Annotated in this window: 14 protein-coding genes; 7 read left to right on the plus strand and 7 right to left on the minus strand. The window is 37.4% G+C overall.

Annotated features, from left to right (window positions below):
- Window positions 1-326: 326 nt before the first annotated feature.
- From ACM40_RS12765 to ACM40_RS12785, 5 genes are all read right to left on the minus strand, one after another.
- Entirely contained in the window at window positions 327-959 is a 633-nt protein-coding gene (locus tag ACM40_RS12765; RefSeq protein WP_048503172.1) for a hypothetical protein, read from the minus strand.
- A gap of 40 nt (window positions 960-999) precedes the next feature.
- The gene (locus ACM40_RS12770; protein ID WP_048503173.1) at window positions 1,000-1,455 is read right to left on the minus strand and encodes a hypothetical protein; all 456 of its coding nucleotides are present in this window, start codon (window positions 1,453-1,455) and stop codon (window positions 1,000-1,002) included.
- 69 nt (window positions 1,456-1,524) lie between these two features.
- Window positions 1,525-2,076 (minus strand): hypothetical protein, encoded by a 552-nt coding sequence (locus tag ACM40_RS12775; RefSeq protein WP_048503174.1) that lies wholly within the window; start codon window positions 2,074-2,076, stop codon window positions 1,525-1,527.
- Between the two features lie 6 nt (window positions 2,077-2,082).
- Window positions 2,083-2,481 carry an immunity 22 family protein gene (locus ACM40_RS12780; protein ID WP_048503175.1) on the minus strand — a complete coding sequence of 133 codons (399 nt, stop codon included), beginning with the start codon at window positions 2,479-2,481 and terminating at the stop codon, window positions 2,083-2,085.
- 25 nt (window positions 2,482-2,506) lie between these two features.
- On the minus strand, window positions 2,507-3,064 hold the full coding sequence (locus ACM40_RS12785) for a YdeI/OmpD-associated family protein (RefSeq protein ID WP_048503176.1): 558 nt from the start codon (window positions 3,062-3,064) through the stop codon (window positions 2,507-2,509).
- Window positions 3,065-3,199: 135 nt separating this feature from the next.
- Here ACM40_RS12785 and ACM40_RS12790 point away from each other — a divergent pair, with 135 nt between their 5' ends.
- Complete coding sequence (locus ACM40_RS12790; protein ID WP_048503177.1) at window positions 3,200-3,847, plus strand: MgtC/SapB family protein; 648 nt, start codon at window positions 3,200-3,202, stop codon at window positions 3,845-3,847.
- A 30-nt stretch (window positions 3,848-3,877) separates the two neighbouring features.
- Here the strand turns inward: ACM40_RS12790 and ACM40_RS12795 are convergent, their stop codons facing one another.
- On the minus strand, window positions 3,878-4,366 hold the full coding sequence (locus ACM40_RS12795) for a copper resistance protein NlpE (protein WP_228376179.1): 489 nt from the start codon (window positions 4,364-4,366) through the stop codon (window positions 3,878-3,880).
- A gap of 430 nt (window positions 4,367-4,796) precedes the next feature.
- On the opposite strand from ACM40_RS12795, the gene ACM40_RS12800 reads away from it, so the two are divergent.
- The 4 genes from ACM40_RS12800 to ACM40_RS12815 all read left to right on the plus strand — a co-directional run bounded on the left by ACM40_RS12800 (window position 4,797) and on the right by ACM40_RS12815 (window position 9,969).
- Window positions 4,797-6,935, plus strand: coding sequence for a S46 family peptidase (locus ACM40_RS12800; RefSeq protein WP_083996852.1), 2,139 nt, complete (start codon window positions 4,797-4,799; stop codon window positions 6,933-6,935).
- A gap of 69 nt (window positions 6,936-7,004) precedes the next feature.
- Window positions 7,005-8,003, plus strand: a complete 999-nt coding sequence (locus tag ACM40_RS12805) for a polysaccharide deacetylase family protein (protein ID WP_048503178.1) — start codon at window positions 7,005-7,007, stop codon at window positions 8,001-8,003.
- Window positions 8,000-9,082 (plus strand): GNAT family N-acetyltransferase, encoded by a 1,083-nt coding sequence (locus ACM40_RS12810; protein ID WP_048503179.1) that lies wholly within the window; start codon window positions 8,000-8,002, stop codon window positions 9,080-9,082. The genes ACM40_RS12805 and ACM40_RS12810 overlap by 4 nt, the downstream gene beginning before the upstream one ends.
- Window positions 9,083-9,174: 92 nt before the next feature.
- A complete protein-coding gene (locus ACM40_RS12815; protein ID WP_048503180.1) occupies window positions 9,175-9,969 on the plus strand; it encodes a hypothetical protein in 795 nt (264 codons plus the stop codon).
- A gap of 48 nt (window positions 9,970-10,017) precedes the next feature.
- On the opposite strand, the gene ACM40_RS12820 is transcribed toward ACM40_RS12815, so the two are convergent.
- Complete coding sequence (locus ACM40_RS12820; protein WP_048503181.1) at window positions 10,018-12,885, minus strand: M16 family metallopeptidase; 2,868 nt, start codon at window positions 12,883-12,885, stop codon at window positions 10,018-10,020.
- A gap of 183 nt (window positions 12,886-13,068) precedes the next feature.
- Here ACM40_RS12820 and ACM40_RS12825 point away from each other — a divergent pair, with 183 nt between their 5' ends.
- Together ACM40_RS12825 and ACM40_RS12830 are read left to right on the plus strand one after the other, a co-directional pair.
- Entirely contained in the window at window positions 13,069-13,554 is a 486-nt protein-coding gene (locus ACM40_RS12825) for a GNAT family N-acetyltransferase (protein ID WP_048503182.1), read from the plus strand.
- 84 nt (window positions 13,555-13,638) lie between these two features.
- The gene (locus ACM40_RS12830) at window positions 13,639-14,964 is read left to right on the plus strand and encodes a sigma-54-dependent transcriptional regulator (protein ID WP_048503183.1); all 1,326 of its coding nucleotides are present in this window, start codon (window positions 13,639-13,641) and stop codon (window positions 14,962-14,964) included.
- Window positions 14,965-15,526: the final 562 nt, after the last annotated feature.

The following is a 15,526-nucleotide window of genomic DNA, read 5'->3' on the forward strand; positions in this document are numbered from 1 at the left end:
AATATTGCATAATTAAAATAAGGTGGGTTGTTGGCCCACCTTATTTTTTTGATCTTAATTTTATTCAGATAAGTTATTTTAAACAAAAAGAAGACTAAAAATTAGCCTTCTAAAACTTCCTGCATATGCGGAAAATTTTGTGTAATCATTTTTCACCTCATTGATTTTACCTTCGTCTCGGTTTTTTTTAAGGTCTGTATGTCAAAAGAATGACGTTTCATTCAATTCAATACCAGATAAAGATAAGAAATTTTAACTTCCTGTGAAATACTACTTTTGTATTAGTTTTAAAAAAATATTGGTTGATGATTTTCAACAATTGATTTCTATTCAGCTTCCGGATTCTTAATTTTCTTCAGATCATCAATTTCCTTTTTCATCCTGTACTTCCAGTCTTTTCCATTTCTTTTTTCAAGGTAAGAATTGGCAAGTTCTGTATATTTTTCCTGGGCTTTTGTGTCCATTACTTCAATTACACAACCAGTATTTTTTGAAATGATGCCATATTTCTTATAAATTCCATCTATCTTCCGGGTGGTTTCCTCATCATAGGCAGGAATATAAAATCCGCCATATCTCATAACGATCTGATCTCTTTTAGTATCTTTTTCAGCTTCCAGGATATAATGTTTCTCCAGATTGCTCAGCTCTCTTTTGTTTTTTATAAATGCAGTGGATGCAATGTAAATGAGGAATATCAGAATCAGAGAATTTATAACGGCAAGTATCCTCAAAAATTTATCTTTAAAATTTAATTTCTTAAAAACTAAACTGCTGATAAGGTAAGAAATCAAAGCCGTTATAGCAAAGCCAGCCAGCAGGTATTGTAGTTGACATTCTTTAAGTGTATACCATAAATCAAACGGAAAAGGATAATTAATACAATAATATCCCCCAATATAAACTGCAGTAAGCAGAAAGATTACAGTTAAATTAATGCTTATAAGTTTTTTGTACATATCAGAACTTTGCTTATTTAAAAACGACTTTTGTTAATGCTTATTTTATATATACAACTTCTTTATCCGTCAAGCCATAAATATTACAGTCTTCAGGAGTAAGATCAACAAGATCGAAAAGCAGATGAAAACTATAGGCTCTGTCTTTGAGTAACTTGCTGTACTGAATGGTTTCTTTTATAGGAATTGTATACCTGTAGCTTTCTCCTGGTTTTAGTTTTACTGTGCTTTTTATACAATCGGCAAAGCAGTCCACATCAGCGGTATAATCTATTTTATTTTCCTTTTCCCGGATTTTGACAAGCTGTAATCTGTAAGGCGAAAATTCTTTGTTAATTTTAATCTTTTTGTTTCCTGCATTCGTGACAGACAATTCCACAATTCCTTTTTGCTGCAGATAAACGGTACTAGATTCAAGTTTTAACGTGCATTTATTCTGTGCAAATGCAGTTGATGTGTAAAATATCAGCAAAATGAGTAGAATCTGTTTCATCATTGGTTTACTAAACCTAAGATAGTTAAAATTTTATAACCGTCTAAAGTAATGACAGCATAGTCTTTATTTTCAATAAGGATAATTTTTTTTAACTGCTTCAAGCCGTATATCCAGATCTTTTTTTATTTCCTCATTTATAGAAGGCCACTGGTCATGATTTTCAAGTGTGAAACCCTTATATATGCTGAGAAGATCTATAAAATTATTTTTGAAGCTTTCATACGCTTCATTCATATTAAGTTCAATATATTCATCAAGAGAATACAAAAGAAATTGTTCATCAAGAGTAAGCTGCTCTTCATAAGAAATGTAGGTGGCAATTTCAAAAACGGTTTTTAAAACTACTTTTTCATCCTGAAGCATATGATAAAGAACCCCTAGTAAAGCTCTGGAAGTAATTTCCGGATCGGCATCTGCAGAATTTTTGTTTAAAAGCTGTACAGCATCATGCCAATTGGTAACGGTGGAAAGTTCAATGAATGCATATTCAGACTCTTCTTCACGGGTTAAAACAGAATCAGCCCATGCGGCAATATCATTTCTTCTGATCACCCCATAATCCAAAAGGATCATAAAAACCTTCAGAAGATTCTTATAATCCTTAATTGAAGCTCTTTTCATACAGGGTTAGACATTATATTCAATCTCGCCGATGTAGTACAATGCAAATTCTTCATCGTTCACAGAAACGGGGTTGGGAATCACATGTTTATTGGCGAAAATAATAGCATTTACCGGAGTTTCCAGGCCAAGTTGGTTGATCTTTTGTTCCACAATGGGAAGCCATTGGTCGGCATAAGAATAATCTGTGAATTTTTCATAAATACCTAAGCTTTCATCCTCAAAACCATACTCTATAAAATCATAGTCAAACCACTGAATATTTTGTGATTCTGCAAATTTTGACACGTACAGATCTTCATTTTCCTCTTCTGTGTAATATCTTTCGTCCTCCTCCGCAAAATCATTAAATTCATCTTCATTTTTAAAATATCCCAGCCAAAAGTGTGAAATCTCTTTCTCCATAAATTATTTTTTAATGTATTGTATGTTATTTTAATCTCTTAAATTGTTCGCTTTCATGAATAACCTTTTCCAGTCTGGAAAGTCTTGTTTTTTCCTGTTTTGCGCTCATCAGCCAGTGAATGATCGTTCTTTTATATGAAGGAGCCTGTTCTTCAAAAAAAGTCCATGCCTTTTCATGAGCTTTAAACCGTTTCTCATACGCAGGATCAAGAAAAATATTTTCATTTTCATGGGAATAGATCCCTGTTTTGTCTTCTTTTCTTGCCTCGAATGCTTTTTGCCCTTCTGCGGTCATCAGGCCTGCTTTGGTGAGCTCTTCCACTTTTTTAATATTGATGAGGCTCCAGGTACTGTTCGGTTTTCTCGGGGTAAAACGGTTGGTATAGCTCTCTGTATCCAGGGATCTTCTTACGCCGTCTATCCATCCGAAACATAAAGCCTGATCTACAGACTCGGACCAGTTCATAGAAGGTTTTCCGGTTCCTTTTTTGTAAAAGCCGACCAGAATTTCTTTTTCCCTGGCATGATTTTCTTCCAGCCATTTTCTGAATTCTTCCTTCGTCGCAAAAAAGGTAGGCGTCATTGTGAATTTTCTTTATTGATATTAAAATGTAATATTACAAAACTTTTCTTTTAAACCGGAATTTTTAGTGATACAAAGCCCGTACGTTGAAAGATAATTTTTTATTGTAATTTTATTCAGGTAAAACTCTAGACAATGGAATTTCTTCAGGACCATTACACAGTACAAAACGAGCTGCTGCTGATACTCATCTCCGTCCTTCTGGGACTGCTGATCGGTGCAGAACGTGAATACCGGAACAAATCAGCAGGGCTCCGTACCTTTATCCTGGTATGCTTCGGCTCTTGCTTATTTACCATTCTTTCCATTAAAATAGGGGTACAGAATCCGGACCGTCTGGCTGCCAATATCATTACCGGGATCGGATTTCTGGGAGCCGGTGTTATTTTTAAAGGAGATAATAAAATAGAAGGGATCACAACTGCTACAACCATCTGGGCCACCGCTTCAATAGGGATGGCTGTTGGTTCCGGCTATGTTTACCTTTCACTGCTGGGAACTGTTTTGGTACTTTTAATTCTGAATGCGCTTATTTATCTTCAGAATTTTATAGACAGCAGCCATAAGATCAGGGAATACATGATAACTGTTGAAGGATCTGAAGATATTAAGCATTTAGAACAAATATTTGAGGAACATCATCTGAAGTACTTTATGCTCAAGCTGCAGTATACCCAGGGAAATCTTTCCATAACCTGGAGGCTTACCGGGAAAAATACAAGACATGATGAAGTCATAAAAAGCCTTATCAATGACTCTAAAATTACAGCCTATCAATTTTAAGCCAAAACAAAAAATAAAGACCCAGAGCCTTTATTTTTTCTTGAAAACATACAGATTTTTATTCGGACCTGTTATTTCTTTACCGTCCATATCCAGCTGAATAAGAACATTTTCACCTACTTTATATTTATAGCCGGCACTTTTTCCTTTTAAGGTAATGATGCTTCCTGCAGCATCCCATTCAAAGGTTCCTTTATCCTGGTTTTTTGAGTTTCTTTCCAGATACTCCTCCGTAATGCTGAACGTTTTATCATTGTTAATGGTAAGAGAGGTTTTAATTCCGGGACAGTCTGCACACGGAACCACGGCTTCGTAAGTTCCCGGCCAGTCAAGAGCATTTTCCGAAGTATCACCTGGAGCGGTAGGAGTTGCTTTGGCAATGCTGTCAGAAGGTGTAGTTTGTACAGTTGCGGAATCCGTTGTAGCATCTGTAGTTTCAGTAGTTTTTTCTTTAGGGTTACACGATGCTAAAAATGCAGCCGATGCAATTCCCAGAATGAAAATTTTGCTATTCATCATGATGAGGTAATTTAGATATATTAATAATTTAAGTGCTTTATTTGAAACAAAAACCAAGCCATAGAAGGGCGTTGGAGGGATGTAGAGTTTGAGGCTTTGAGAGCTTAATTTATGTTGCTAGATGCCAGTTGCCAGTTAAATGATTGAGGAAACAGTCTGAAATCTGAAATCTCACATTTGAAGCCTTGGCTCTTGATTCTTGGCTATTACTCAAATTCACCATTCACTTGCGAAGCAAAATTCACTATTCACATATTCCAACTCAATCTCAACCTTAGCCTCATGTCTTAAGTCTAGCATCTGAAATCTTGGTTCTTGACTCTAGATTCTGGGCTCTAAATTTTCAACTCTTCATCCCTGCCACTATATTTCCTCACCCACGTAAGGCATATGTACAATATTCTTTGTAAATTGGGGCAAAATTTTGATTATGACAAAAAAGATACTTTTATCTGTATTTCTTTTGCCGGCTGCAATGGCATTTGCGCAACAATATGGAGGAATGTGGATTCCTACAGAGCTGAATGAAAAGGAAATGAAGGATTTGGGAATGAAGATTTCTGCCAAAGACATTTTCAATACCCAGAAACCAAGCATAAAGGATGCAGTGGTACAGTTTAACGGCGGGTGTACGGCAGAGATCATTTCACCTAAAGGATTATTACTGACTAACCACCACTGTGGATACGGACAGATCCAGGCACATTCCACGGTTCAGAATGATCTTCTTTCCAATGGATTCTGGGCTAAAAATCCTGAAGGAGAACTTCCGAATCCGGGAGTAAAAGTAGACTTCATTGTAGATATCAAGGAAGTGACAGATCAGATTCTGGAAGGGACAGATAACCTTGTAGAGCCTGAACTGACCAAAAAAATCAATAAAAATATCGAGGTTTATAAAAACTCTCAGAAGATAGAATCTTACCAGTCAATCATTGTAAAATCAATGTATTACGGTAACAAATACTACGCTTTTACCACGGAAACCTACAAAGATATCCGTCTGGTTGGGGCACCGCCTCAAAGCATAGGGAAATTCGGAAGTGACACGGACAACTGGGTTTGGCCCAGACATACCGGAGATTTCTCCATGTTCAGAATTTATGCAGGGAAAGACAACAAGCCTGCAGAATATTCAAAAGACAACGTTCCTTATGTTCCGAAGCACTACCTTCCCGTTTCTATAAAAGATAAGGCTGAAAACGATTTTACATTCGTATTCGGATTCCCGGGAAAAACTACTGAGTATCTTCCTGCAGTAGCGGTAGAAAAGATCATGACCGATATAGATCCTGCAAGGATCGCCGTACGTGAAGTAGCCTTGAAAACGCTGGACGAGAAAATGCGTACAGACAGCGAAACCCGCATTAAATATGCTTCAAAATATGCTTCAGTAGCCAATTACTGGAAAAAGTGGATTGGTGAGGTAGAAGGCTTGAAAAAGTCGAATGCAGTAGAGAAAAAAGTAATGTACGAAGGTTCTCTGGTTGCCAAAAACCATGAGATTAAAGCTACTTTGGATCAGCTGAATAAACTCTACAACGACCAGGCCCCTTACGCATTGAACAATGCTTATTATACAGAAGTTGTAAGAAACGCTGAAACATTGAAGCTTGCAGGAGATTATTACGACTATATAGCTTCTGTTGAGGCCGGTAAAATGGACGATAAGGATCTTACCAAATTAAAAACAAAACTAACCTCTTTCTACAAAGATTACAGCGCTGAGCTAGATGCCAAAGTGACGGCAAAGTTACTGGCTTTATATGCCAATAAAACAGCTCCACAGTTCCTGCCTGCTGGTTTTGCCAAGTACAAGGACGAGAACCAGAATATCCCAATGATTGAAGAAATGTCTAAAAATTCAATTATCACAGGAAGAAGCCAGGTCAATGGGGCTGCTCTGAACGGAGATATTGAGAAAGCATTCTCTAATCAGGACAAGCTGATCAAAACCTTGAAAAAAGATCCTGTTTATCAGCTGTATGTTTCCATGAAAGAAACATATATGAAAAATGCGGATCCTCAGTTTACCTCACTTCAGGGGAAAATTGATGATCTTCAGAAAAAATTTATGGCCCAGCAGATGGCAACCGATAAAGACAGGAAATTCTTCCCGGATGCCAACTCTACGCTTCGTGTAACGTACGGAAAAGTAAAAGGTTCCACACCAAGAGATGCCGTTTCTTATGGCTACCAGACCCATCTTGCAGGAGTAATGGAAAAATATGTTCCGGGCGATTATGAATTTGATGTTCCTAAAAAACTGATTGATCTTTACAACAAAAAAGATTACAGCATTTATAAAGATAAAACAGGTGATGTTCCTGTAGGATTCACCGCTACCAACCATACTACCGGAGGGAATTCAGGAAGCCCTGCACTGGATGCCAATGGGAACCTTGTGGGACTGAATTTCGACAGACAGTGGGAAGGTACAATGAGTGACATCAACTACGACCCGCGTTTCAGCCGAAACATCATGGTAGATACCAAATACATCCTTTTTATTATCGATAAATATGCCGATTCCAAATGGCTGATCGACGAAATGAAGGTGATAAAATAAGACATAAAAACCATACCTTTAAGAATCTATTTGAATACATTTTGAATAGATTCTTTTTATTTAACAGAGATGAAAGATAAGATCATCAGTATGCTGGCAGCCTTTGAGACAGAAAACATCGGAAAGTCTTTTCCGCTGGACTATTGTCTGCCCGTATATCACTGTGTTTCTGATGAAAATTTACCACACATTCAACACATCATTCAGTATAAAAACACAAAGCAGTTTGAAGAAGATCTGGACTGTCTTTCAAAACATTTCCAGTTTGTCAGCTGGTCAGAATTTAAAGACTTTGTGAAGGGGAATTTTAAGCCTCAGAAAAAGATAGCCCTGCTTACATTTGATGATGGTTTCAGAGAATTTTATGATATTGTACTTCCTGTTCTGGAACGGAAAGGGATCTATTCCTGTAACTTTGTAAATCCTGCTTTTATTGATAATCAGGAACTGATGTTCAGATGTAAAGCGAGCTTAATCATTGATGCAGCAGAAAAGATACGAATAACAGATCCGGAAATCTACAGAATGCTTTCCCTGGAAAATCCATCAAAAGAAGATTTTAAACAACAGGTTTTAAAGATCATTTATCACAAAAGAGATTTGCTGGACAAACTGATTGAAAGAATGGAAATTGATTGCAATGAATATTTAAAAGAGTACACTCCTTACCTCACAACAGCCCAGCTAAAGACACTCACACAAAAAGGGTATGGAATTTCATCCCACAGCTGGGATCATCCAAAATATGGTGAACTTTCATTGAAAGAACAGATGGAAACTACAGACCGGACCTTTAATTATTTGAAAGAAAACGATTTTATGTATGAGAGCTTTGCGTTTCCGTTCACAGATTTTGGGGTAAAGAAAGAGTTTTTTGATGAGTTATTTAAAAATGAAGAACTATTTTGCTGTTTCGGAAGCGCAGGGGCAAAATTAGATAGTGTAGAAAGGCTTTTTCACAGGATTCCGATGGAAATAGGGGCAAGTGCAGAAGAAATATTAAAAAAAGAAACGGCTTATTTCAGATTGAAAAAAATAATCAACAAAAATAAAATAGTGAGAAAATGACAGAGCTGAAGACATTTAATAAAAAACAACTGGAAAATTTCGTTTCTTCAGGAGATTTCAGCAGCTTTGATTTTCTTCCCATTTCAGCACACCGGGCCAAATCCCAGATCAGGAACCTGAAGGCGCTGGATGATCAGACGCTTTTGGTTCTGGCTTTTTACGACGGGAAATTGGCAGGATATGTCGGTTGTTTTCCCGATAATTATTTAATCGACGGAGAAATATTCCATTATGCGTGGCTGAGTACCCTTTTTGTGAGCGAAGAATTCCGTGGGAAAAGAATTGCAAAAGCTTTGCTGAATAAGATGTTCGAAGAATATGACGGCAACATCATCGCAACAGAATTTACCAAAGAGGCAGAAGCCTTATACAATATGCTGGGCGTTTTCGAATATGTTTATCCAAAAGCAGGAAAAAGGTATTATTTCCGCTCAGATGCAGCGGGTATTATTCCTGAAAAGAAGCCTCGGACAAAGGCGCTGGGCCCTCTTTTCCAGGTGGCTGATGCAGTTGTTAATTCCTTAATTTCAGTAAAAAATTCAACTGTAAAAAAGCCTCAATTCAGGTTTGAAACCCTTGATCATATTGATGCTGAAAGCTCAGAATTGTTGTCAAAATTCCAGAGCAAAAGAAGCGCGGATGAAATTAATGTATTTATAAAAAATCCCTGGGTACTGGAAGGTAAGAAAAAAGATGATCATTACCTGTTTTCAAGTTATGCTGAGGTTTTTAAATATATTTGGGTGAAAATCTATGATGACAAAAATACTTTGATAACGGGTTCACTGCTGCAGCTCAGGGACGGAAACCTTAAGATTCCCTATCTGTTTTCGGAAACTTCCGGTTTAGACCGTTTTATTGAATTTCTCAGCTATTTTATTGTCACAAATAAAGTGAAGACCTTAACCAGCTACCAGAAAGAGCTCAATAAAAAGCTGGATGAATCTAAAAAATTCCCAAAGATTTACGAACGTAATTTTGAGAGAAGATATATGTTTCACAAACTTCTGATCCAACATCTTCCTGAAGGATTTGATCCCCGGTATCAGGATGGTGATGGAGATTGTATGATGACATAACCGTAAAGAAGTTTAATATTAAATATAGATTTTCCCTCTTGAAAAATAAATTTCAATTGCATTGATCTATGTAACTTTAACAAAAACTTCTTATGAAAAGTAATACCCTCAGAATGTGCACGGAATGCGGAACACAATATCCAGACAGTTATCCCGGAAATGTATGCATTATTTGTGAAGATGAGCGGCAGTCTGTACCACAGAGCGGGCAATCCTGGACCACTCATGATAAGCTGTTGGAAAAGCACAGCGTTAAAATCAAAAAAATAAACGATAACCTCTATGAGTTTACGGTAAATCCAAGGTTTTCCATAGGCCAGCGGGCTCTTTTTATAATTTCTGAAAACGGGAATATCATGTGGGACTGTATTCCTTTGCTGGATGAAGGTGTCATTGAGTTTATTAAATCAAAAGGGGGACTCAGGAAAATTGCCCTTTCGCATCCCCATTATTATTCCATCATGAGAATGTGGGCAGAGACTTTTGATTGCTCAGTTCTTATTCATGAAAAAGATAAAGAATGGGTTGTTAACGGCGGAAATTCTGTAGAATATTGGAGCGGTGATCAGACAGAGCTTTGGAACGGCCTTAAAATACATAATATCGGCGGTCATTTTGATGGCAGCTCTGTTATTGAAATCCCCTGGATGAATGAAAAAGGAACACTGTTAATCGGTGACACAATGTATCTTTCCCCTTCATTAAAACATTTTGCTGTCATGAGAAGCTATCCCAACCGCATTCCTTTACCCCTGAGTGAAATTAAGAAAATTGAAAAGCGATTTGAAAATATAAATTTTGATGCGATCTATGGTTTTTACTCTTATCAGAATGTAGAAAAAGAAGCGAAAGAAATCCTTCGCAGTTCTTTTTCCAGATATCAATAAAAAAAATCGAGAACTATTCTCGATTTTTTTATTCAGTATATTCTTAGATTAATGCCCGAAAATTTCTTTTAATGTTAATTCTTTAAAGGCTCCCATCTGGTTTACAGCCTCCATGTCCAGATTCTCTTTTTTGCCGATAATAGCGGTGTTAAAATGGATCGGTTTAATCTCTGTTTGGTAGAATTCCTTAAGGTCTTCAAATTTCAGATTTTTAATCTGTGCATAGATATCTTTTCTGAAATCATGATAAATTCCAAGTTTTTTCAGGCGTAATGTATTGAAAAATATATTGTTCCGGGTAATTCTGGTGGATGCAATCTGTTTCAAGGCTGCATTTTTAGCATTTTCAAACTGGATAGGAACTTCGGGAAGCTCATTCATCAGCTCACTCATCGTGTTTACAGCAATCTGGAGCTTATCCGGCTGTGTTCCGATGTAAGTAGTGATATAATCAGGATGCCCCAGTTCAGAATTAGCCGCATAAGAAACATAAGCGGAATAAGCTAAACTTTTGCTTTCACGGATTTCCTGGAAAACAATAGATGAAAGCCCTCTTCCGAAATATTCATTGAAGACATTAATCTTTCCGAAGTTTGAAGTATTTACCTCATGTCCTCTTCCCACTTTGCTCATTTCCATCTGTACCATGTCATAATTCATGAAATAAACATTACCGCTGGTTTCAGGTTCAGGATATTGCTTAGGCTCAGGGATCTGAAAACTCACATTTTCTACATACTTTCCGATGTAATTCTTAAAGTTTTCAAGATCTTTTCCATAGAAAAATATCTCGTAAGGATATTTGAAAAGATTCTTCATCCTGTCCGTAAATACTTCCGCATGACCAGCTTCAAGTTCCTCCTTCGAAATAATATCGGTATAGCGGGAGAAGCTGCCCAGTTTTGTATAATTGGTCAGTGCCGTCATAATGCGGTTCTTGTCTTTTTTCGTAGCCTGACGGTTTTCCAGAACAGTTTCTACAAACTGCTGATAGATTTCCTGATCAGGTTTTACCTCATACATCCAGTGCTGAAGAAGACCAATTCCTTTTTCAATATTTTCTTCCAGCCCGCTGAGTGAAATCAGAAGCTGGTCATTGGTTGTTTTAAAATCATTACTGATCCCGATTTTGAAAAACTCTTTCTTCAAATCCTCGGGCGAAAGGTCTTCGGTTCCGAGGTACTGCAGAAGCTGTGTGGAAATTCCAAGATCCCTGTCGTTATCACTTCCAAAAGGGAAAATAAAGTGCACCTGGGCAATATCATTGTATTTATTGCGGACGAAACTTAGCTTTTTATCCTTTATTGTATCTGTGAGAATTTCTTTCTTATAATCAATGAATTCCGGCTGTATATCATCTGTTTTTTCAGCAGTAATTTCCTTTAAAAACTCAGACTGGGCATCGCGGTTGATTTTAATTGGGGTAATTCCTGGATTTTCAACTCTTACCAACTGGTCATTTACTCCTTTTTCTTTATCAACCACCACATAATTCTCCTTAAAAAATGCATTGGCAAAATTGACCACATCTTCTTTGGTGAAAGCCTGGTATTCATCCAGCTCATTCAGTTCCTGCTCCCAGGATCTTCCTTTGATGTAGGTATCATAAAGGTTCGTGGCCAGTCCATCTGCTGTTTCAAGTCCTTTTAAACGCTGAAGCTTAAAATCGCTGATGATGGCGGGAAGCATCCAATCAGGAAAATCTCCTTTTTTGATTAATTCAAGTTGTTCCAGCACCATTTCTTTTGCTTCTTCTAAAGTCTGTGTTTCCTTTGGAACAGCTACAATAGAAAAATATCCGTATTGCTTCAGGCCGACAGAGAATGCCTGTGCCCAAAGCATTCTTTGCGTCTGGTTGATATTAAGGTCAAGAAGGCCGGCTTCCCCTTTGTTACTGAGAATATTGGCTGTAATATCTGCCAGCATAGCCTCTCTGGTCCCATAACTGTCCGTTCTCCATGCTAACTGAACCCTTGGAGTGGTAGGACTTTTTACCGTCTTTTTTACAATTTCAGTTAAGGGCTGTTCAACCACAGGCGTTTTTTTCGGAAGCTCTTTGTAGGGAATGCTTCCAAAATACTGATCAACAAGCTGTATAGTCTCCTCAAAATCCAGATCTCCTACCAAAACCATGGCATAATTATTCGGAACGTAATATTCATCAAAATATTTATGGATTGCCTTCATAGAAGGATTTTTCAGGTGCTCGGGCTTCCCGAGTGTTGTTTGCTGGCCGTTTGGATGGGTTGGAAAAAGAGCGCTCATCAGCTCATAATTCACAAGCCTTGAATCATTATCCTGCGCCCTGTTAAATTCCTCATATACCGATTCCAGCTCCGTATGGAAAAGACGTAACACAATCTCTGAAAACCTTTCTTTCTCTATTTTAAGCCATTTTTCAAGCTCGTTATTAGGAATATTGTTTTTATAAACTGTTTCATCAAACCAGGTATGGGCATTCGTGCCGCTGGCTCCCAATGAAGAAATAGCCTTATCATATTCATTGGCGATGGCATACTGGCTGGCATCTTGTGAAATGCTGTCTATTTTTTTATAGATTTCCTTCTTCTTATCAGGGTCCTGTTCAGCTTTATGCTCCTCATATAGGGCAGAAATCCGGTCAAGGAGCTCCTTTTCTTTTTCCCAGTTCTGAGTTCCTATTTTTGAGGTTCCTTTAAACATCATATGTTCAAGATAATGCGCAAGACCTGTATTGTCAGCCGGATCGTTATTGCTTCCGGTTCTCACAGGAATGTATGTCTGAATCCTCGGAGCATCGAAATTTTGGGCAAGAAAAACCTTTAAGCCATTCTTTAAAGTATAAATTCTTACCTTATTTTCGTCATTGGAAATGGTGATATATTCGTAGTTGTTTTTATCTGTATGAACTGTTTCTTTGTATCTTTTGTCAATCATAAGCTAACTCATTTCATTCCTGAAAATCAGAATGCATTACAAATGTAAGGAATCAGGATAGAACAAACCCGAATTTCCTTAATATTGCATCTATAGTTTTGATTTATATCATATAAAAACATTATTTACATGATCAGATACTAAAACTATCCCGTAATTACTATTTTACAAATTGAGATGACAATGAATATTCAATACCGAAAACTTTTACCCGAAGAAAGTACCATCTACAGAACAATCAGGCTCGAAAGCTTAAAAAAATTCCCGGAATCTTTTTGCGCAGATTATGAGGAAGCGTTAAAAACTGAAAAATTCAGAATAGAATATGATATTGAAAATCAGTTGGCAGAAAGATTTGTAGTGGGCGCTTTCAATGAAGATCAGGTCATTGGAATCTGCACTTTTGTTAAAGATGAAAATGACAAAGGAAATATTTACCAGATGTATGTTAAAGAAGAATATCAGGGTAAAAATATAGGTCGGCATCTGATTCAGAAGGTTATAGAAGAAGCGAATAAAGAGTTTAAAGACATTGAAATCTATCTTGAAGTCAAAAATACGAATGTCAAAGCACATAGACTTTACCAAAAGATCGGCTTCACAGAAATTCCTGATGTGGAGCTAAATGAAGACGATTCAAGTGTTCTGATGAAATACTCTCCAGTATAAAATGTATTTATTAATTCAACATTCATCAGCTTCTTTCCAAAATAAATTCAATAAGTTTGCAGTAGTTTTCCAAAAACTTACACCATGCACGGAAACATTCTGATCATCGATGACGAGATCAAGCTCCTGAAATTACTAGGAATGATCCTTTCCCAAGAAGATTTTAACGTAAAAGAAGCCTCAACAGCACGTTCAGCAATGACGATGCTTGAGCAGCATGAATTTGATGTCGTTTTGTGCGATGTGCGTCTTCCTGATGCTTTCGGGGTGGAACTGGTAAAATCTGTCAAAACCAAATATCCGCATCTGGAAATTATTCTGATGACTGCTTTCGGGAATATTACCGATGCTGTTCAGGCAATGAGAAACGGGGCTTATGATTATCTGGTGAAGGGGGACGACAATGAGAAGATTATCCCGTTGGTATATAAAGCTTTGGAAAAAGTAAAGGATAATCGCTCTAAAATTGTCCAGAAGACCGGCATATCAAAAGGATTTGAACAAATTATCGGAACTTCGCCTTCAATTTTGCAGTCTAAAAAGTTGGCCGAAAAAGTTGCTTTAACGGATGCAGCTGTTCTTCTGACCGGAGAAACAGGAACGGGAAAAGAAGTCTTTGCCAATGCTATCCATGAAGGAAGCGGGAGAAAGAAAAATAATTTTGTAGCGATTAACTGTTCTGCTTTCAGTAAAGAAATCCTGGAAAGTGAGCTTTTTGGTCATAAACAGGGAGCATTCACCGGAGCTGTAAAAGATAAAAAAGGTCTGATAGAAGAAGCTAACGAAGGAACTCTGTTCCTGGATGAAATAGGAGAGATGCCTATAGATCTTCAGGCAAAACTGCTCCGGGTTTTAGAAACAGGAGAGTTTATTAAAATGGGCGAGACAAAAGTCTCTAAATCGGATTTCAGGCTTATTGCTGCGACCAACAGGGATCTGGAAGATGAAATAAAGCAGGGACATTTCCGGGAAGATCTTTATTTCAGGCTGAATGTTTTTGAAATCCACCTTCCGCCACTCCGGGAAAGAAAAGAAGACCTGAAAGTGCTGGCCAAAAACTTCATTGATGTTTTCTCCCGGAAACTGCACCTTTCCGACCTTCAGGTGAGTCCCGATTATTATAAAACCCTGGAAAAAAACGACTGGAAAGGAAATATCCGCGAACTTAGAAATGCCGTAGAAAGAAGCCTTATTTTAATGGAAAATAATACCCTTGATACAGAAAGCCTTCCGCATTATTCAGATAAACCGATTCCTGAAAGTGATTCTTTAAGCATCCGGTCTCTGGAAAAAATACACATTCAGAAAGTTCTTCAGTATACAAAAGGCAATAAAGCCGAAGCTGCAAGATTGCTGGAGATCGGCATTGCGACGCTGTACCGCAAGCTGGAGGAATACAGTTTGAGGTAAATGAGTTGCGAGTATGGGGTTTGAGCGTCGGAGAGTGTGAGTGTTTTAGGGTTTGAGAGCTTAATTTATGTTGCTAGATGCTGGTTGACAGATAAATTATTGAGGAAATAGTTTGAAATCTGAAATCTCACATCTGAAGTCTTAGCTCTTGATTCTTGATTCTTGGCTCTTGACTTTTGACTCTTGACTCTTGACTCTAAAAAATTCACTTATTCACTTGCGAAGCAAAATTCACCATTCACTACTCACAACCACCATTACAACTTCGACCAACCTTATTCCCTAGTCTCTACAACCTAACGCCTAAACCCTATCATTTCAATAAACGAGCCTATCAAAATGATAAGCTTTTGTGTTTTGGTATGGTTGAGTTATTTACTTTAATTAATTGATTATTAGTATTTTGAGTATTTTTATTTCAGAGTGGGCCTTCTTTTGGCCTATAGGTTTCAAATAAAATATTTTAAAAATGACAATTTCAAGAAAAACGTTCAAAAAACGTGAGCACGCCGTCTTCAGCCGGCTGATGGTATCGTATGTAATTCTTACTCTTTTAATCCTG

Source organism: Chryseobacterium sp. BLS98, assembly GCF_001045445.1.
GTDB lineage: Bacteria > Bacteroidota > Bacteroidia > Flavobacteriales > Weeksellaceae > Chryseobacterium.